Source organism: Pseudomonas sp. UFMG81, assembly GCF_015354575.1.
Taxonomy (GTDB): domain Bacteria; phylum Pseudomonadota; class Gammaproteobacteria; order Pseudomonadales; family Pseudomonadaceae; genus Aquipseudomonas.
Genome location: NZ_JACAFQ010000013.1, coordinates 1 through 19,018, shown reverse-complemented (window position 1 = coordinate 19,018; position 19,018 = coordinate 1). Strand labels below are relative to the sequence as shown.

The 19,018-nt window shown below is 64.9% G+C and carries 16 protein-coding genes and 1 tRNA gene; 8 read left to right on the top strand and 9 right to left on the bottom strand.

All coding sequences use genetic code 11. From position 1 onward, the window contains the following. Positions 1 to 28: 28 nt before the first annotated feature. The 3 genes from IX761_RS12320 to IX761_RS12310 form a co-directional block, all read right to left on the bottom strand. Positions 29 to 2,431, bottom strand: coding sequence for a DUF3772 domain-containing protein (locus IX761_RS12320; RefSeq protein WP_194789863.1), 2,403 nt, complete (start codon positions 2,429 to 2,431; stop codon positions 29 to 31). Between the two features lie 54 nt (positions 2,432 to 2,485). Continuing rightward, positions 2,486 to 3,538: a bifunctional DNA-binding transcriptional regulator/O6-methylguanine-DNA methyltransferase Ada gene (gene ada, locus IX761_RS12315; RefSeq protein ID WP_194789862.1), complete on the bottom strand. Its 1,053-nt coding sequence runs from the start codon at positions 3,536 to 3,538 to the stop codon at positions 2,486 to 2,488. 353 nt (positions 3,539 to 3,891) lie between these two features. Beyond that, the gene (locus IX761_RS12310; RefSeq protein ID WP_194789950.1) at positions 3,892 to 4,518 is read right to left on the bottom strand and encodes a DNA-3-methyladenine glycosylase family protein; all 627 of its coding nucleotides are present in this window, start codon (positions 4,516 to 4,518) and stop codon (positions 3,892 to 3,894) included. A gap of 169 nt (positions 4,519 to 4,687) precedes the next feature. Here IX761_RS12310 and IX761_RS12305 point away from each other — a divergent pair, with 169 nt between their 5' ends. The 3 genes from IX761_RS12305 (at position 4,688) to IX761_RS12295 (ending at position 8,718) form a co-directional block, all read left to right on the top strand. Then, the gene (locus IX761_RS12305) at positions 4,688 to 5,203 is read left to right on the top strand and encodes a sigma-70 family RNA polymerase sigma factor (protein WP_194789861.1); all 516 of its coding nucleotides are present in this window, start codon (positions 4,688 to 4,690) and stop codon (positions 5,201 to 5,203) included. After that, on the top strand, positions 5,190 to 6,146 hold the full coding sequence (locus IX761_RS12300) for a FecR domain-containing protein (RefSeq protein WP_194789860.1): 957 nt from the start codon (positions 5,190 to 5,192) through the stop codon (positions 6,144 to 6,146). Before IX761_RS12305 ends, IX761_RS12300 begins: the two co-directional genes overlap by 14 nt. Positions 6,147 to 6,243: 97 nt before the next feature. Next, positions 6,244 to 8,718 (top strand): TonB-dependent siderophore receptor, encoded by a 2,475-nt coding sequence (locus IX761_RS12295; protein WP_194789859.1) that lies wholly within the window; start codon positions 6,244 to 6,246, stop codon positions 8,716 to 8,718. Between the two features lie 280 nt (positions 8,719 to 8,998). Here the strand turns inward: IX761_RS12295 and IX761_RS12290 are convergent, their stop codons facing one another. Beyond that, positions 8,999 to 10,156, bottom strand: coding sequence for an MFS transporter (locus IX761_RS12290; protein WP_194789858.1), 1,158 nt, complete (start codon positions 10,154 to 10,156; stop codon positions 8,999 to 9,001). A gap of 548 nt (positions 10,157 to 10,704) precedes the next feature. Continuing rightward, positions 10,705 to 11,919: an MFS transporter gene (locus IX761_RS12285; protein ID WP_194789857.1), complete on the bottom strand. Its 1,215-nt coding sequence runs from the start codon at positions 11,917 to 11,919 to the stop codon at positions 10,705 to 10,707. Positions 11,920 to 12,198: 279 nt separating this feature from the next. Between IX761_RS12285 and IX761_RS12280 the strand changes: the two genes are divergently transcribed. Further along, positions 12,199 to 13,131, top strand: coding sequence for a FecR family protein (locus IX761_RS12280; protein WP_228533490.1), 933 nt, complete (start codon positions 12,199 to 12,201; stop codon positions 13,129 to 13,131). Positions 13,132 to 13,227: 96 nt separating this feature from the next. Beyond that, positions 13,228 to 13,304 (top strand) — tRNA-Met (locus IX761_RS12275). 57 nt (positions 13,305 to 13,361) lie between these two features. On the opposite strand, the gene IX761_RS12270 is transcribed toward IX761_RS12275, so the two are convergent. Next, complete coding sequence (locus tag IX761_RS12270; RefSeq protein WP_194789856.1) at positions 13,362 to 13,976, bottom strand: LysE family translocator; 615 nt, start codon at positions 13,974 to 13,976, stop codon at positions 13,362 to 13,364. 178 nt (positions 13,977 to 14,154) lie between these two features. Here IX761_RS12270 and IX761_RS12265 point away from each other — a divergent pair, with 178 nt between their 5' ends. After that, on the top strand, positions 14,155 to 15,060 hold the full coding sequence (locus IX761_RS12265; protein WP_194789855.1) for a LysR substrate-binding domain-containing protein: 906 nt from the start codon (positions 14,155 to 14,157) through the stop codon (positions 15,058 to 15,060). Here the strand turns inward: IX761_RS12265 and IX761_RS12260 are convergent. Beyond that, positions 15,000 to 15,584, bottom strand: coding sequence for a D-Ala-D-Ala carboxypeptidase family metallohydrolase (locus tag IX761_RS12260; RefSeq protein ID WP_194789854.1), 585 nt, complete (start codon positions 15,582 to 15,584; stop codon positions 15,000 to 15,002). The two genes, IX761_RS12265 and IX761_RS12260, sit on opposite strands and share 61 nt — an antisense overlap. A gap of 66 nt (positions 15,585 to 15,650) precedes the next feature. Here IX761_RS12260 and IX761_RS12255 point away from each other — a divergent pair, with 66 nt between their 5' ends. Together IX761_RS12255 and IX761_RS12250 are read left to right on the top strand one after the other, a co-directional pair. After that, a complete protein-coding gene (locus tag IX761_RS12255) occupies positions 15,651 to 16,817 on the top strand; it encodes a hypothetical protein (RefSeq protein WP_194789853.1) in 1,167 nt (388 codons plus the stop codon). A gap of 129 nt (positions 16,818 to 16,946) precedes the next feature. Further along, entirely contained in the window at positions 16,947 to 17,462 is a 516-nt protein-coding gene (locus IX761_RS12250) for a hypothetical protein (protein ID WP_194789852.1), read from the top strand. A 203-nt stretch (positions 17,463 to 17,665) separates the two neighbouring features. Here the strand turns inward: IX761_RS12250 and rimI are convergent, their stop codons facing one another. Both rimI and IX761_RS12240 read right to left on the bottom strand, forming a co-directional pair. Continuing rightward, positions 17,666 to 18,121, bottom strand: coding sequence for a ribosomal protein S18-alanine N-acetyltransferase (gene rimI / locus IX761_RS12245; RefSeq protein WP_110996186.1), 456 nt, complete (start codon positions 18,119 to 18,121; stop codon positions 17,666 to 17,668). Next, the gene (locus tag IX761_RS12240) at positions 18,118 to 18,909 is read right to left on the bottom strand and encodes an energy transducer TonB (protein WP_194789851.1); all 792 of its coding nucleotides are present in this window, start codon (positions 18,907 to 18,909) and stop codon (positions 18,118 to 18,120) included. The genes rimI and IX761_RS12240 overlap by 4 nt, the downstream gene beginning before the upstream one ends. Positions 18,910 to 19,018 lie beyond the last annotated feature (109 nt).

Below are 19,018 nucleotides of genomic sequence, written 5' to 3'. Positions count from 1 at the left end.
GTCGATGCGCATGGCCCCGCGATTGGCCTTATGCCGGTTCGTCGGCCTGGCGCGCGCTTTCCTGCACCAGCACCATGCTCGCCGGCGACGACAGGGCGATGCCCTCGTCGCGCAAACGCCCAAGGATGGTGAACAGCAGGTCGCTGCGGGTCCCCGACACCTGCCGTGGCGAGGCCACGTAACCGCTCACGCCGATCACCATGCCGCTGCTGGTCAGGTCCTTGAACGTCACCGAAGTGGCCGGCGCATCGAGGATCGATTCATGCTCGTGGTAGGCCGCCAACAACACTTCGCGCACCTTCGCCGGGTCGGTCTCCAATGGCAGCGTCAGGGTGATGCCCACCACCCCCAGGGCATTGGCCATGGTCACGTTGCGTACGTTCTGCGAGATGAACTGCGAGTTGGGCACGATCACCGTCGAGCGGTCGGACATCTGGATCTCGGTGGCGCGCACGTTGATCCGCCGAATGTCGCCTTCCACGCCCGCCAGGCTGACCCAGTCGCCCACCTTCACCGGGCGCTCGGTCAGCAGGATCAGGCCGGAGATGAAGTTCTGCACGATCTGCTGCAAACCAAAACCGATACCCACCGACAGCGCACTCACCACCCAGGTCAGGCTGGTGAGGTTGATGTGCAGGGTGGACATCACCAGCATGGCCAGGAACAGGAAGCCCAGGTAACCGACCAGGGTCACCAGGGAGGCGCGCATGCCGGCGTCCATGTCGGTCTCGGGCAGCAGGCGCTCGCTCAGCCAGCGCTTGACCACGCGGATGGCGAACCAGCCACCGATGAAGATGGCCACCGCCAGCAGGATGTCCTGGGGCACGATGTTCAGGTTGCCCAGCACCTTGCCACCGGTACCGTCCCAGTCCGCCAGGCTCAGCAGCAGCTCGCCGGGGCTGGTGCCCGAGGGCATGAACACCAGCAGCGCGGCGGCGAACAGCAACAGGGTGCGGCCGATACCGGCCAGGATGGTGCTGGCCTGGGCCTGGTGACGTTGCTGCAAACCGAGCGCCGAGGCCAGCGCCAGGCCACCGGGCTGGCGCGGTGACAGCAGGGTCTCGCAGAGGTCACCGAACACCGTCACCAGCAGGTAGGCGCAGGTGGTGACCACGCTGATCCACAACAGCTTGGCGGTGAGGAAGTAGGCCAGCGTCAGGTAGCCGGCCAGCAGGGTCAGCAGGATCGCCACCACCCACACCACGATCACGAACGGTATCAGCCCGGTCAGCCCCTTGGGCCGCTCCAGGTCATGCAGGCGGTGGGCGCGGCGGTAGCGAACCAGCGCGGCGACGAACAGCAGCGACACCACCAGCGCGGTCAGGCCGTTGGTGGCCAGGGTCAACGCCAGGCTGGTGCCGATCACGCTGTTGATGCGCTCCTGGGTGAGCAGCACCATCAATGTCAGGGCCAGTACCTTGGGGAACCAGCCCAGGGCGCTGGCCACTTCGTCGGCGATCGGCGGCAGGCGCCAGGACGGCCGTTGCAACATCAGCATGGCGCGGCCCAGGCCGGAAATGAAGGCACTGAACACCACCAGGGCGAGCACATGGTTGGTCAGGCTGGCCAGGTCGGTGCCCAGCTCGGCACTGCTCTCCAGGCCCCAGCGCAGCAACGATACCGAACCTGAGATGGTGCCCAGGGTCGCCAGGCTCACGCTCAAGGCCAGTGCGCTGCGGCGCAGGCGGCCTTCGGGCAGCCAGCGCACCATGGCATAGGCCAACAGCCGCTCCAGCAACCGCCGGACCAGTGTCCACACCAGCACCGCAGCCACCAGGGCACTGATGAACAGCCAGCGGTGTTCGGCGCTGAAGGCACTGGCCATGGCATCCGCCGCCTCGCCCCGCAGGTCGCGCAGGCGCGCCACGTCGTCGTCGGTCGGGCGGATCAGGCTCGACCAGAACGCCGGGCTCAGCGGGCTGGCGGCACGGCTGGTGATCTGCGAGTTGAACAGGCTGCGGCGCAGGTTGACGATCTGCGTGGACAGGTCGCGGGCCGACTGGGTCAGCGTGGTGGCGTCCTGCTGCTCGGCGAGCACCGCCTTCTTCTGGTCGGTGAGCTGCTTGCGCTGGCGCGTCAGGGTATCCGCCTCTTCGGGCATCTGCGGGCCGAGCACGTTGAGCTGGTCGTCCAGGCGCTGCACATCGGCGGTGCGCGCGGTGACCAGCACATCGGCCTGGCGCTGCACCTGCAGGGCCGACTGGCGTAGCTGGGCGAGCAGATCATCGTTGGCGTTGCTGGTGACGCCCTGGCGGATCTGGTCGAGCCGTTCGCTCAGCTCTTCCAGGCTGGCGTTCTCGTCCAGCACCTGCTGCTCGGCCACGGCCAGGCGCGACACCGGCGTGGCCGGTGCGGCCCAGGCCGGCACGGCTGCCGATAGCAGCAAAGCAAGCACCACCACATAGAATCGGTCAAGGCTGACACGCCTCATCGAATTTTCCTCTATACAACTCGATAGGGCGTGAATTCTACGCGGTCCGGGCGCTCAGGAGGGTGCCGTCTCTCGGTCCAACAGCTGGCGTTTGCGTTCAATGCCCCAGCGGTAGCCACTCAAGTCGCCGTCGCGGCGCACCACCCGGTGACAAGGGATGGCCACCGCGATCGAATTGGCCGCGCAGGCCTGGGCCACCGCCCTCACGGCCTTGGGTGCGCCAATGCGCTCGGCGATGTCGGTGTAGCTGACCCGGCAACCCGCCGGCACTTCGCGCAGGGCCTGCCAGACCCGCTCCTGGAACGCTGTGCCCTGCACGTCCAGTGGCAACGCCAGGCCCAGGGCGGGCGCCTCGACAAAACCGATCACCTGCGCGACCAGGCGTTCGAAGGCCGCATCGCCACCGATCAGGCGGGCCTTGGGAAACTTGTCTTGAAGGTCGTGCAGCAAGGGCTCGGGCTCATCACCCAACAGAATCGCGCAGATGCCGCGTTCGCTTTGAGCCACCAGAATCGCCCCTAGCGAACACTGGGCCAGGGCAAAGCGGATGGTCGCCCCTTCACCGCCCACCCGGTACTCGCGCGGGCGCATGCCCAGGCGCTCGGCGGCGCTTTCGTAGAAGCGGCTGTTGGAGTTGTAGCCAGCGTCGTAGATAGCCTCGGTGACGGTGGTGGCGGCTTCCAGCCCCTCGCGCAGGCGCCGGGCGCGGAAGGCCGAGGCATAGGCCTTGGGGGTCAGCCCGGTTTCGGCCTTGAACTGGCGGTGCAGATGGAAGGCGCTGATGTTGAGCGCGGCGCCCAGCTGGTCGAGGTTGGGGGCCGTGTCGCCGGCTTCGATCAGGCGGCAGGCGCGGGCCACCAGCTCGCTGCGGCGCGCGGCCTGGGTGCCACCTGCGCACCGTTTGCAGGCACGGTAGCCGGCGGCCTCGGCCTGGGCGGCATCGCTGAAGAACGCGACGTTCTCGCGCTTGGCCAGGCGTGACTTGCAGGCCGGCTGGCAGTACACCCCGGTGGTGCGCACGGCATAGACGAAGTGGCCGGTGGCGTTGCCATCGCGCGACAGCACGGCTTGCCAGCGCTCGGCGTCAGTGATGTAGGTGGGCTTCATGGCGCCTCTCCTGGAGTCGATGGCTTGAGCCTGACAGCGACAGCCTGTGCGATCACTCCGAATCTTGCAGGTAATCCGCTATCGACGGGATACCTCAGTGCCCCCATCGCCGGCAAGCCGGCTCCCATATCTTGCGCGGTCTCTGTAGGAGCGGTCTTGTGCCGCGAAAGGGGTGCGCAGCGCCCCCAGGGCCTCGACTACACCTCAAGATCGTCGGGGCCGCTATGCGGCCCTTTCGCGGCACAAGGCCGCTCCTACAGAGGCCCGCGCAAGACAGTTGCTCCCACAATAGGTCAGCGAAGCCCTGTGGGAGGCGGCTTGCCGGAGATAGGGCCGTCGTAACAGCACAGGGCTCACGCCCGCCACAGGTACCAGGCCGCCACTGTCCGGTGCGGGCGCCAGGCTTCACCCAGCGCCCGCATCCGCGCGGGTGTCGGCGCCTTCTCGAGGCCTTTCATCCGGCGATACCCCTCGCGCACGCCGAAATCATCCACCGGCAGGATATCCGAGCGCTCCAGGCAATAGATCAACAACATCTCCACGGTCCAGCGCCCAACCCCGCGCAGGCTCACCAGCCGTTCGACCAGCGCGTCGTCACTCATGTCCAACGCCGCCTGGCGACTCGGCACCAGGCCTTCCAGGCGGGCCTGGGCAATGCCCTGGATCGTCGCCGTCTTGTTCGCGGAAAATCCGCAGCTACGCATGGCCTCCGGCGTGACCAGCAGCAATTGCTCTGGCGCCGGAAAGCCCTGCCCGGGAAACAGCGCCAGCAACCGCCCGAGAATCGCCTCCGCTGCCCTGGCATGCAGTTGCTGGTAGGCGATCGCCCGCACCAATGCCTCATAGGGCTCGCGACCGGGCGTGGCCGCGTGCAGGCAGGGCCCGGTCGCGGCGATATGCCGCGCCCAGTCCGAGTCAAGGCTGGCGAGAAACCCAGCGGCCTGCTCGAAGGCCCGGGGCGTAAGGTCGGCAAGGATCATCGTCATCCACGAAACAGGTTGAAAATGCCCAGCCTAGCGCAACCGCTCATCGCCGCAACGCCCAATCTTGCGCAATGAGTCGCTGGTATACCATTGATTTGACAGCATCGCCTTACATAGAATTGAGAACAATTAACAATCACATTCAACCCGTAAGGCTCTCCAGACGATGCAGCTCGATGACACGCTGAAACCGGCCGAGGTCGATCTGCTCTACCAAGCCCATCACCGTTGGTTGCGCAGCTGGCTCAACGCCCGCATGGGCTGCCGGGAGAATGCCGCCGACCTGGCCCAGGACACCTTCGTGCGCCTGCTCAAGGCCCGCCAGGTTTCGCCGCTCAAGGAACCCCGCGCCTACCTGAGCAGCATCGCCCGCGGCCTGATGATCGACCAGTTCCGCCGCCGCGCCCTGGAAAAGGCCTACCTCGAAAGCCTGGCCAGCCTGCCTGAGCAGGAAGCGCCCAGCGAAGAGCAGCGCCTGGTCATCCTCGACACCCTCGAACGCCTGGACGACGCCCTGCATCGCCTCAAACCACGCGCCCGCCAAGCCTTCCTGATGGCCCAGCTCGACGGCCTGCCTCTCGCCCAGATCGCCCTGCGCCTGGACGTGTCGCGGGCCACCGTCGAGCGCGACCTGGCCAAGGCCCTGGGCGTCTGCTACCGGTTGCGCTATGCCGACGCCTGAACAGCGGCCTACCCAGGCCCAGGTCGACCAGGCCATCGAATGGCTGGTGAAGCTGCGCTACGACAGCCCCGGCCCACGCACCGAGCAGCAGTTCCAACGCTGGCTGGCCAGCCACCCGCAGCATGCCGAGGCCTGGCAGCGGGTCAGCAGCCTCGGCGACGAACTGGCCAGCCTGCCTGCCGAACTGAGCCGGCGCACGCTGGCGGGCAGCGAGCGCCAACGCATGAGCCGGCGTGACCACCTAAAGCTGCTCTCAGTGCTTGCCATCACGGGCACTGCCGGCTGGATCGCCCGCGAGCCACTGGGCCTGCCGGCCTTGATGGCCGACAACCGCACAGCCACCGGTGAACGTCGCGAGCTGCTGGGCAACGACGGCAGCCAGATCCGCCTCAACACCGCCAGTGCCATCGACCTGCGCTACAGCGCCGACTTGCGCAGGCTGACCCTGCTGCGCGGCGAAGTCAGCCTGGACGCCAATGCCAATGACAACCGCCCCTTCAGCATCGACACCCGCGTCGGCCCGCTGAGCACCCAGGGTGCCCAGTTGCTACTGCGGGAGAACGCCCAGGGCCTGCTGCTGGCGGTGCGCCGGGGCGAGGTGACGCTGTTCCCCGCCTCGGCTGCTGCGCACCGGATCAAGCCCGGTGACGTCTTGCAGGTGTCCAGCTCAGGCGACTATCAACCTGCCCGCTTGCATGGCGACCCTTGGGGCTGGACCGATGGCGTGCTCAGCGTGCAGCAGATGCCGCTCGGCGAGTTCGTCGACGAACTGTCGCGCTATCGCCCGGGCTTGTTGCGTTGCGCCCCGGACGTGGCCGGGCTGAAGGTATCCGGCACCTACCAGCTGGCCGACACCGACCAGATCCTGCTGCTGCTCGCCCGCAGCCTGCCGGTGCGCATCGACTACCGCACGCGTTACTGGGTGAGCATCGGGGCGGCGTGAAAAAAACGTGAAAATAAATGAGGTGGAATCTCATTCTCGTTCGACCTGTAGGAATTGAAGCCTCAAATCTGGTCATCTTTTCCTTCAGGAGCGGTCCATGATTCACCCGTGTTCCCCCCGCAACGACAGCCTGCGCAATGCCGTGCGCGCCGCCGTGCTTGGCCTGGGCCTGGCCACCACCAGCCTGCTGGCTGTGCCGGCCAACGCTGCCCCCGCCAGCCAGGGCCAGCAGCGCGACTGGGATATCCCGGCCGGCCCACTGGCCGCCGCGCTGGACCAGATGGCCCGCCAGGGCGGCCTGAACCTGTCGTTCGACGCGGGTAGCCTGAAGGGCAAGACCACCCAGGGTGTGCACGGCCACTACGACAGCACCCAGGCCCTGCAACGGCTGCTCCAGGGCAGCGATGTGCAGGTGCAGCAGGAAAGTGACAAGAGCTTCCTGCTGATCCCCGCCCTCGATACCGGCGACGCACTGCAACTGGGCGCCACCAGCATTTCCAGCAATCGCCTGGGCGAGACCACCGAGCACAGCGGCTCCTATACCACCGGCGCGGTCACCATCGGCAAGACCCCGCAAAGCCTGCGTCACACCCCGCAGTCGGTGACCGTGGTCACCCGCCAGCGCATCGACGACCAGAACATCACCAACCTCACCAACCTGCTGGAGCAGACCCCCGGCGTGGTGGTGAACCTCACCGACAGCGAGCGGGTGCAGTACTACTCGCGCGGCTACCAGATCGACGCGATCCAGTACGACGGCGCTACCGTGGTGCAGAGCAGTGGCGGCGGCTCGTTCATCCAGAGCGACTCGGCGATCATCGACCGCGCCGAAATCCTGCGTGGCGCCACCGGCATGTTGCGCGGCGCCGGCAACCCATCGGGCACGGTGAACCTGGTGCGCAAACGCCCCACCTATGAGTTCCAGGGCGAAGGCAGCGTCACCCTGGGCACCTGGGATGCCCAGCGCTATGTGGCGGACATTTCCGGGCCGCTGACCGAAACCGGCAACGTGCGCGGCCGGGTGATCGCGGTGCACGACGAGAAGGACCACTTCCAGGAATCGCGCCAGGAGCGCAAGGATGTGCTGTACGGTGTGATGGCGTTCGACCTGAGCGACAGCACCACCCTCACAACCGGCCTTGAATGGACCCAGCTGGACGCCACGGGCGCCTGGGGCAACCTGCCCGCCAACTACGACGGCTCGCCCCTGCCCTTCGGCCGCAGCACCTACCTGGGTGCCGACTGGAACCGTTGGAACCGCAGCAACCTGCAAACCTTCGCCGAGCTCGAGCACCGCTTCGACAATGACTGGACCCTCAAGCTGATGGCCCAGCGCACCCACTTCGAGCTCGACGACAACGGCTTCAAGCAGACCTACTTCACCCGCGCCACCGGCAGGGCCAACCCGACCAACAACCCTTACCTGATGAACTACCAGGTCACCGAGGGCGATGGTGGCGAGAGCCTGCAGAACAACCTCAGCGCCACCCTCAACGGCCCGTTCGAGCTGCTGGGGCGCAGCCACGAGCTGATGCTGGGCGTCGAGCGCATCCGCAACGACTCCTATGCCTCGGCCACCAACTTCGTCACCTCTGGCCTGTTCGACATCCGCACCTGGGACCCGAAGACCAGCCTGGCCAACCCGGACATCAACATCACCGCCCACCCGGTGCGCACCCGCACCACCCAGGAAGGTGCCTACGCCACCTGGCGCATTTCCCTGGCCGACCCGCTCACCGCGATCATCGGCGCCCGCGCCAACTGGTACGACTACGAGCAGGAGAACAACACCAAGGCCAACGGCAAGTTCAGCGTCGACAACGAGATCGTGCCGTATGCGGCGCTGATCTATGACTTGAACGAAAACTTCAGCACCTACGCCAGCTACACCGAGATCTTCAACCCGCAGACCAACACCGATGCCGCAGGCTCGGTGCTCGAACCGGTCACCGGCGAGGCCTACGAAACCGGGATCAAGGGCGAGTTCTACGATGGGCGGCTGAACACGTCGCTGGCATTCTTCCGCATCTACCAGGTGGGCAATGCGCTGGACGACATCAGCGGCCCCAACCCGTGCCTGCCCAACTACACCAGCGGCTACTGCAAGGTGGCGGCGGGCAAGAACCGCAGCCAGGGCTTCGAGCTGGAAATTTCCGGCGAGGTGCTGCCGGGCTGGAATGTCAGCGGTGGCTACACCTACAACACCACCGAGTACCTGAAGGACACCACCGGCAACAACGGCAACCCGATCCGCACCACCGACCCCAAGCGCCTGCTGCGCCTGTTCACCAGCTACCGCCTGCCAGGCGAGTTGCAGGCCTGGACCGTAGGGGGCGGGGTGCAGGCGCAGAGCGATATCTATAACCGCAGCGGCACTGCCGAGGCGTCGCAGTCGGGGTATGCGGTGTACAACGCGATGGTCAACTACCGCTTCAACGACAACTATTCGCTGCAGTTGAACGCCAACAATATCTTCGACAAGAAGTACTACCGCCAGGTGGCACCGACGCCGACCGGGTACTACTGGGGTGATCCGCGCAATGTGTCGGTGACCCTGCGCGGGACCTTCTGATTTCGGCCGTCTGAGCGATCGTATTCGCGGCTAAAGCTCCCGCCCTGGAGTTTGCACGTCACCTGTAGGAGCGGCCTTGTGCCGCGAAAGGGCTGCGGAGCAGCCCCAGGATTTCAAGTACGCTTAAAGACTGCCGGGGCCGCTTTGCGGCCCTTTCCGGCCGGTCCGGCGCTCCGGCAAGGCCGCTCCTACAGAAACCTGAGCAAGACAGTTGCTTCCACAATGCCTGCACACAACCTGTGGGAGCGGCTTCAGCCGCGAAGAAGCCGGCACAAGAGGATCAGTCCGCCACAGCCTGCAACCGCCCCACTCGCTTGTAAGCCTGCCGCGCAAAACACACGAACAACCCCGCCATCAACGCCAACGCCATCGGCAACCCATGGGGCGCCACATCCATCGCCGCGCCACTGATCAGTGGCCCGATCAGGCTGCCCACACCCCACAACAGGCCGACGCTGGCATTGGCCGTGACCAGGTCCTGGCCCTTGAAGCGCTGCCCGATCAGCACCAGCGCCAGGGTGTAGATCCCCCCTGCCACCGCGCCCAGCACCACCAGCAGCGGCCATAGCAGCCAGGTCATCTGCAGCAGCCACGGCAGGGCGATACCGATGCCCATCGCCACCAGCCCGCACACCAGGTGCAGCCCGGTGCGTTCGACCCGGTCGGCCAGCCAGCCCAGCGGCAGCTGGAAGATCATGTCGCCGGCGAACACCACGGTCACCATCAGCGCCGCCACACCCACGGCAAAACCGTGGCTGCTGGCATACACCGGCAGCAGCGACAGCACCACGGCATCGAAGAACGAAAAGAACAGCACCGCCACGCACAGCGCCGGGGCGACGCGGAAGAAGCCGGCCAGGCCAAAGCTCTTCTCGCCCTCTTCGTGCTCGACATGGTCGTTGGGCACGGTAAACAGGATGCACAGCAGGGCCAGGCCATAGCAGGCGGTGACGATGTAGGTGAGCCACGGGCTGTCGGCGCCGAGCAGTGCCAGCAGCGCCGGGCCCAGCACCTGGAAGCCGGTGAAGCTGGTGGCGTACAGGGCCATGATCTTGCCGCGGTTGTGGTCCGGGCACAGCTCGTTGACCCACGACTCGCCGAGAATGATCGCGATCCCCATGCCGATCCCCAGGCCCAGGCGCAGCAGCGCCAACCACAGCATCGAGTCGAACGCCCACTCCAGCAGGGCGATGCTCAGGGTGCACAGGCTGAAGCTGAGCAGGTAGATGGTGCGCCGGGTCAGGTGCTTGCAGCAGGCGTCGACCATGAAGGCCGAGAGCATCATGCCCGCAGCGGGGATCGCCGAGATGATGCCGATTTCCAGTGTCCCCGCCCCGCCCTCGTGTAGGCGCAACGACACCAGCGGCAGGCTCGCCCCGAGGCTGAAACCGACCACCGACACGGCGAACAACAGGCCCGCCAGCAAACGCATGTTCATGTACCACTCCTTGCAAACCGGCGCGCAGGGGCTCTGGCCCTGGCCGGCTGGAAATTCCGCTGAAAGATGTTCGAACGCAAAACGCCCGCCATCACGCCGGGAAGGCGCGAAACGCAGGGGCGCGAATCAGTTCAGGGCAAGGTGTGGCGAGAAGGTGAAGGCGAACAGCACGCTGCGCCGACGCTTGAGCACCGTGTCGCTCGGCCACGCGCGGCGCGCTGTCGGGGCGACAGGCTGGCGGGGGGAGCACAAGACATCGGTACGGCGCATCACGGGAACTACGCAGGTAAATGAAAGGAGGCGGCACTCTAGGCCAAGGTGGATGAAGTAGTCAACGCCGGGGCTACGCTCCGGCAAGCTCCCACAGGGTTCGCACAAACCCTGTGGGAGCAATTGTCTTGCTCAGATTCTAAAAAGCCTACGCGATCGATGTGGGAGCGGCGGTTCGCCGCTGCGACTTGCCCGCGAACACCGGCGCAGCCGGTGCCAGCCAGCGCGGTGGTTGCTTCGCGGGCAAGCCCGCTCCCACATCGATCGTGGCAACGAACTCAGCGTTTACCGGTGGACGGCAGGAACACCGCCAGCAAACCGAACAATGGCAGGTACGAGCAAACCCCATACACGTACTCAATCCCGCGCAGGTCAGCCACATACCCCAGCAGCGCCGCGCCAATCCCGCCGAAACCGAACATCAGGCCGAAGAAGATCCCGGCGATCATCCCCACGTTGCCCGGCACCAGCTCTTGGGCATACACCACGATGGCCGAGAACGCAGAGGCGAGGATGAAGCCGATCACCACACTGAGCACAGTGGTCCAGAACAGGTCGGCATAAGGCAGCACCAGGGTGAACGGCGCTACGCCCAGGATCGAGAACCAGATCACCGCCTTGCGCCCGATGCGGTCGCCGATTGGCCCACCGAAGAAGGTGCCGGCGGCCACCGCGCCAAGGAACAGGAACAGGTGCAGCTGGGAGCTGGCCACCGACAGCTGGAACTTCTCGATAAGGTAGAAAGTGAAGTAGCTGGTGAAACTGGACATGTAGAAGTACTTGGAGAACACCAGCAGCCCCAGTACCACCAACGCCAGGATCACCCGCTGGCGCGAAATGCCGTGGGTGGCCTGCACCGCCTTGCGGGCCTTGGCCTGGTTCAGGTGTTCCTTGTACCAGCCGCGCAGCATCAGGGTGACCGCGAAGAACAGCAGCCCCGCCACGCCAAACCAGGCCACATGACTTTGGCCGAACGGAATGACGATGGCCGCCGCCAGCAATGGCCCGAAGGCGGAACCAGCGTTGCCACCAACCTGGAACGTCGATTGCGCCAGGCCGAAACGCCCCCCCGAAGCCAGGCGGGCGATGCGCGAGGTTTCCGGGTGGAAGGTCGACGAACCGATGCCCACCAGCGCCGAGGCCAGCAGGATCATGGGGAAACTACCGACGAACGCCAGCATCACAATGCCCACCAGGGTGCACAGGGTGCCGAGTGGCAGCAGGTTCGGTGTCGGCCGCTTGTCGGTGAAGAAGCCCACCCAGGGTTGCAACAGCGAGGCGGTGATCTGGAAGGTCAGGGTGATCAGGCCGATCTGGGCGAAGCTCAGGTCGTAGTTGGCCTTGAGCATCGGATAGATCGACGGCAACACCGACTGGATCAGGTCGTTGATCAGGTGCGCCAGGGCGCAGAAGGTGATGATGCGCATCACCAGCGGGTTGGCCTGGCTGGCCGTGCTGCTGGTGCTGGAGGTCTGGGTGCTGCTGATGGCCATGGGCTGGATTTCCGTCCGCAGGTTGGGATCCGATTATCGTGAAACAAATAGATACGAAGCTAGCTTTTTATTTTGCTTCTTCTATTGGCGCTGGCTTGCTGGCCATGCAGGCACGGCGAAGACAGGACTGGCTGACGCAAGGCCCTCCTCACCCGGAACAGACGGCAGATACCGCTCACACCTGCGTACTTGCAAATGGTTCTCAATATATTTAGCATCATTGGCTCTCCCCCGTAGACGCTGGGTACAACGCCCCGCCCTTGCGAGCAGAACGATCCCATGAGCCCGATGCCCGCCTTGCAGCCCCAACCCGACCCCGAGCAGGAAGCCTTGGAATGGTTCTCCCGCCTGCGCCAGCCCGGTTGCGACGAGGCGCTGCGCCAGGCCTTCGCCGCCTGGTGCCAGGAGCCGCTCAACGCCCGGGCCTATGCTCAACTGGAGGCCTATTGGCAACAGTTGCAGGCACCGCCAGCGCGGCCAAGGCCACGGGTCGCCAAAGTGCGCCGCAACCGGGCCGGGCTGTGGCTGGCACTGGTATTCCTCAGCGCACTGGCCGCCTTGGCCTACCTCTACTGGCCCCTGCTGCAACGCTTGAGCAGCGAACTGCACACCGACGGTGGCGAGCGCCGCAGCGTGCGCCTGGCCGACGGCTCGACCCTGCACCTGGACGGCGCCAGCGCCATGAATGTCGACCTGCGCGGCCGCACCCGCCTGCTGCATCTGGTGCAGGGGCAGGTCTACCTGGAAGTGATGCTCGATGGCCGGGCCATGGAAGTGCAGGTCGATGACACGCGCATCCAGGTGTTCGGCACGCGTTTATTGATCACCCGCTTCGGTGACCATGATGAGCTGCAAGTGCTAAACGGCAAGGCTGCCGTGCTGCAGGGGGGCGACCAGCGCCTAGTCAGCGCCGGTGAGCGGGTGACCTTCACTGACAGCCACCTCAACCCTGTGGAAAAGATCGACGGCAAGGCAGCAGATGCCTGGCGCACTGGCCGCCTGCAGGTCAGCGATCGGCCCCTGGCCGAAGTGCTGGAGCGCCTGGCGGCTTATCAGGGGCAGCGGTTGTGGCTACTCGACGAACAGGTTGGCTACCGGCGCGTCAGCGGCGATTTCGACCTCGACCACCCCGCGCAGGGCCTTGAACTTCTCGCCCGCGACCAGCAACTGCGCCTGTACAACGTACTCGGGCAAGGCTTGATCGTCCGCTGAAGCACGCTCCCCGGCTAAGTTTTTGAAAGGTTGGCAATTTTTTTTGAAAACGTTGTTGACAGGATCGCGATTCACGCTAATAATGCGCGCCAAGTTGGCTACATAGCTCAGTTGGTTAGAGCATAGCATTCATAATGCTGGGGTCCGGGGTTCAAGTCCCTGTGTAGCCACCACCTTTTAAAAGGGCTTATCGAAAGATAAGCCCTTTTTCTTTGCCTGCGAAAAACCCGTTATCGCACCCCCGCCACCGCGACGGCCAACCCCAGGCCGATCAAGGCCACGCCAATCACCCGATCCACCATCACCTGCCGCTCGATCATCGCCCGGCGCAAGCTGCTGCTGGAAAAGAACACCGCCACCAGGCTGAACCACAGCCAGTGGGCGAACGACATGAACGCGCCATAGGCGAAGTCCAGCGCCAGCGGGGTTCCCGGCTGCACCACCTGGGTGTAGGCGCTGATCACGAAGAGCATGGTCTTGGGGTTCAGGGCGTTGATCAAAAAGCCTGTGCGCAGCGCGGTCGCCACGCTTGTCTCGCCATGCGCCAGGCCATCGAGGGTGATGCGCGAGGTGTTGGTCAGGGACTTGTAGCCGAGGTAGATCAAGTAACCCGCCCCCACCCCCTTCATCGCCAGGAACAGCCCTGGACTCTGACTGATGATCACCGCAATACCGAACACGGTGTACAGCACATGCACCTGCACCCCCAAGGCGATACCCACGGCAGCGGCCAGGCCGGCCTTGCGACCCTGTGCATAACTGCTGCGGGTGACCATGGCGAAGTCGGCGCCTGGGCTGATGACGGCCAAGATGGTGAACAGGGCAATGGCTAGAAGTTCGCTCACGATAATCCTCGATGCAAATTCACTGAAAGCTGGATTATCCAGGCGATAAAAACTGGTAAAAATCGATTTATAGTGGCGTTGATCTGATAGTTTTCATCACATATCAGCGCTAGCATCACGGACCCTATCGCCGGCAAGCCGGCTCCCACAACGATCACTCATTCCCGTGGGACCGACCATGAAACTACCCCCACTCACCGCCTTCCGATATTTCGACGTTGCCGCCCGCACCGAAAGCTTCGTGCGCGCCGCCGAACAGCTGCACGTCACCCACGGTGCCGTCAGCCGCCAGATACGCTTGCTGGAAGAAAGCCTCGGGATGGAACTGTTCGAGCGGCGCAACCGGGCGATCTTCCTGACCCACGCCGGCCGCGAACTGCACAGCACCACCCAGGCGATCTTCGACCAGTTGCAGGCCACGGTGCAGCGCCTGCAACAACAGCCGCCCGACAATGTGCTGGTCGTGTCCTGCGAGCCGACCATCGCCATGCGCTGGCTGATCCCTCGCCTGCCGCTTTTTCACGCCGCCCACCCTGACCTGCAACTGCACCTGGTGGCCGCTGGTGGCCCGCTGGACTTTGCCCGCAGCGGTGTGGACCTGGCACTCAGGCGCGACGACTTCACCTGGGACCGCCAGTTGCACAGCGTGAAGATCTGCGATGAGTGGATCGGCCCGGTCGGTGCGCCGGGCAGCAGGAGCCCGCGCCTGCTGCACAGCGCCACCCGCCTCAGTGCCTGGCCAACCTGGCTACGCCTGAGTGGCCAGGCCATCGAGCAGCGCGAACGCAGTGATTTCGAACATTTCTACCTGTCGATCCAGGCCGCCAGCGCCGGCCTGGGGCTGGCCATGGCCTCTGCCTTGATGGTCCGCGACGAGCTGGACAGCGGCCAGTTGCAGGCGCCGTTCGGCTTCCTGCGCGATGGTTCCAGCTATCACCTGCTAAGCCCGCAGCCGCTGGACGAGGGTGGCAAGCGCCAGCGTTTCGCCGAGTGGGTCAGCGCGCAATGCCAGGCCTGCCTGGCTCATCTGGGCCTGGTGCAGAACGACGAGCCGGAACTGCCATCGCCGCCCCAGGTGCGGTAGCCGGCGGTATCGATATGGATACGCCCTGACGGGTAGCGCCCCAGCCCCATGTTCCAGGCCTGACCATGCTGCTGCCAGAAGCCGCACAGCGGGTTGGGATCGGCCCAGGCCGGCAGCAGCAGGTCGACGGCGAAGGCGCGCATGTGCGCACTGCTGGGCGCACCACCCGCGCAGGCATTCAGGGCGGGATCGCGATAGGCCGATACCACCTCGAACTGCCGCAGGGCGCCCTGCTCGTTAAGCGTCTTGAGCAGTGTCAGGGTCGAGCGCACCGCTGGCCAGTGGCTGGGCGGCGGTACCGCGAACGGCGACGCCCGGCACTGACGCCAGTCCGATGCCGAACGCAGCAACTGGTGGATCGGCACCACCCCGTAGAGCCGCGCATCCACCAGCATTTCCCGGAACCTGCGGTTCTCGTGATCCCCGGCCCATTGGGCAAACATCCACACATCGCGCTCGTCCGCCTGGGCTGCGCCCGCACCGAGCAAGCCGATGGCCAGTAGCCATGCTCTGCCGCTTTTCATTCCCCCACCTCTTCATCCACCATGGGCGCGCCCGCCGTCCTGGCGGCCACTGACATGGAGTTAAGCATGCACAAGATTGCACTCTCGGGCCTGGCCGCCCTCGCCTTCAGCGGCCTGGCCCTGGCCGACGCGCAGATCGACCTGGGCGATACCCAGCGCGTGACCCGGCTGTTCGCCTACCCCAACAACTGCAACGTGATCTGCTACCGCGACTGGACCCTGGAACAGACCGTCGAGCACTACCTCACCCAGAGCGTACAGCGCGACGGTTATGCCAACGCCAAGGTGCGAGTGACCCGCGACAACCACACGCTGCATGCCCATATCACCGAGGTGCCGGCCGGCTACAGCGAGCCGCTGCGCAAACTGCTCGACAACGGCGAGCTGGCCTACCAGGGCGCCACTCGGCTCAACCAGAAAGGCGGCTGGGACTTCAGCTGGTACCTGTTCCTGCCCCTGGGGATGGCCCTGGAGAACCGCCGCAGCATCGAGCTGCTGCACTTCCCGCCGGATTACTCGCTGACTCATTTCCAGGACTACCTGCAGTCCAACACCACCGACCGCTGGGCCGAGCTTCTGACCTTCAACGGCATAGAAGCCAACCAGACCCCGGCCTACCAGACCATCGTCGACATCGCCCCGATCGCCGCACCGTCCGATGCCGGTGGCGCCCTGGCCGGGGTCTACGATTATTTCCACGACTACCAAGTGAACATGGTCAAGGACATGACCGTCAGCAAGCACGGCAAGGCGCTGCCCATGGTCGCCTTTGGCTCGCCGGTGCGCGCCTGGATCGAGCAGCAGTATGGCCCGAAGGTCAACGTGCTGGGGCTGGTCAGCATCACCCCGCAGGCCGGTGGCGCCAAGGTGCCTGTACTGGGTTCCAACCACCCCAGCGCCATCTGGTACGCCGCCGACCCGAAAGGCTATGACGGCGACCAGGACAAGGCCGACGCCGCCGGCTTGAAGATGATGGGCCAGGACCTTTCTGCCGCCTGCTGGCAGGCAGGTATGGGCCGCAACCCGCAGGCCGACGCCAAGCTCACCCTCGATGCCTGCACCAGCAAATGGCAGGTGACGCAGAAGAAACAGACCTGCGAGCTGTTCTACCGCACCATCCGCAAGCTGACGCCGGAGCAGGCGGCGGCCAAGTGCAATACCGGGGCAGTGACGCGCAGCTTGCGGGATTTGCGTAAACCTTTGGAAACGAATGGGGTGGATTCGGCGCTTTGATGCCTCTCTTGCACACGACATAATCCGTCCACCGCACAGCCCCGCAATGACTCGCTTCATTGGCTACTGGGGTGAAGAAACCGGCCTTGTGCCGGTTTCTTCGTTTTTGCACACGACAGGAAGTCGGCCATGCACAAAACGCCTACCCAATTGGGAGACGAAAGCCTCGCTGAGGCGTTCAGCAGATTGCTGAACCAGGTAGTCGCCTTGCAGGAAGCAGGCGTTTCTCTGCATCAAGCGCAACAGGCAGCCGAGTTCACTTACCTGCTGACCAACAAGCAACTCGACCGCATTCGTCGTATCTGCAAACAAATGAGCTGGCCGACGCCACAGAGCCGAGGTATTCGAATCGATCTACAAGCCATCGCACATCCTTTGCACGCAAGGGGAACGAAGGACCGATGCACAGCGCAGGAGACGCTGCAGATTCTGGTCAGCGCCTATAGCGCCTACAGCCAGGTCGGGCTCAACAAGCCCAAGCATGCCCAAGGCATCCTGTTCAACACGGGCCGCAAGGTGATGATCGGCACAGGTAGCTACTACGCCGTGGCCGTCGTGAAAGTCTGTAGTGAGGGAGGCAAAACGTACTTGGCCCCCGTCACGGCGTATCACGCGACGGAGGCCAAGATTCGGAATATTTCATGACTACGGAGGAAGGACGGCCTCGAAGGCAAGTCTCCCGCACTGAAGCGGAACAACCCATGCGCCTGCGAATTCCCTTCATATGACCCTGTCTGACCAGGGTCTACGCAGCACCGCCGACAAATTTTCTGCTGTCTACGTAGTCGGGGTTCATCCTATGTGCGCTCAGCCCGATTTGCAAACCCGCCTGACGGGCTACACGCCCGTCAGTCTTCCAGCAGCGTACAGGCCATCACCAATGCATCTTCACGCCCACCCGCCACCGGGTAATAGTCGCGGCGCCGGCCGATTTCGTTGAAGCCGTAGCGCTCGTACAACCGATAGGCCGACTGGTTGCTGGCGCGCACTTCGAGGAAGCACTCACGACCATTGAGCTGATAGGCCCGTGCCATCAGATGCTCGAGCAGGCGCAGGCCCATGCCACGGCCCTGGCTCTCCGGCTTGACGGTGATATTGAGCAGGTGCGCCTCGTCAATGATCACGTTGATCACACCATGGCCAACCTGCTGCTGGCCGTCGAACATCAGCCACACTTCGTACGACTTCAGCGCATCCTGGAAAATGCCGCGGGTCCAGGGGTGGCTAAAGGCGGCGTACTCGATCTTCAGCACGGCATCCAGATCCGCCTCGGTCATCGGGCGGAAACTGATCGACTCACTCATTCAACGCTCTTCCAGCGCGCCATCAGCTGGCGCATGGCTTTCCAGACGTCCGCCTTGCGCTGCGGCTCGTCCATCAACAGTTCAAGGCCGGGCAAGGCCCAGGCATCGCCGAGCAGGTCGACCTTGAGTTCTTGGTAGTAGGCTTCGCCGTCGGCCTGGCCGGCGAAGCGAATGGCCGGCAGGCCGATCAACCACAGGCACGTGCTGGGCGCCTCTTCCAGGCGGGCGGCGATAAAGCCCTGGACGAAGTCACGGGCGGCGTCCGGGCCCTGGTCCATGTTGCCGCGCATCAGCAGCGGCCAGCGCACCGGCTCGCCGATGATCTGCGGGGCGTCCGGCAGGCCGGCGGCGCGAAGCATGTCCTTGAGCAGCAGGTACGAAGGGTCGCGGCTCTGGAATGGCTGGCCGGTGGCCAGCTCCACCAACAGCAGGCAGCTGCCGGCGCGCAGCAGTTGCAGCGCAAAACGTGGCGGGGGTACCGGGGCCGGGCGCGGCGCGGGGGCTTCTTGCTCGGTTTCGACCGCCTTGATGGCCGGTTTCGGCGTGCTGCCCGGGCGGGGGATCTCGATCTTTGGCCGCTCGGTCCGCGCCTGGGGAACCGTCGGGGCTTCGCTGGGCACTGGCCTGGAGGCCGCCGGGCGCACGTCGAACTCGATGTCCTCGACGGGTGCCACCGGCAACAGCAATTCCGGGCGCGACGGCGCGGCGAACGGCAGTTCGGCGCGCGGCAGCCAGTGCACCACTTGCATGGCGGACAGGTAGGCGCGGCGGCGGGACTCGATCAACAAGGCGCGGGCATCCGGGGAGAAATCAGTCGCGCATTCTAACGCCGTTGGGGAGATCGCGCTGCAACAGGCTGGCGGAATTTATCGCCTGTACCGGCCCAATCGCAGGCAA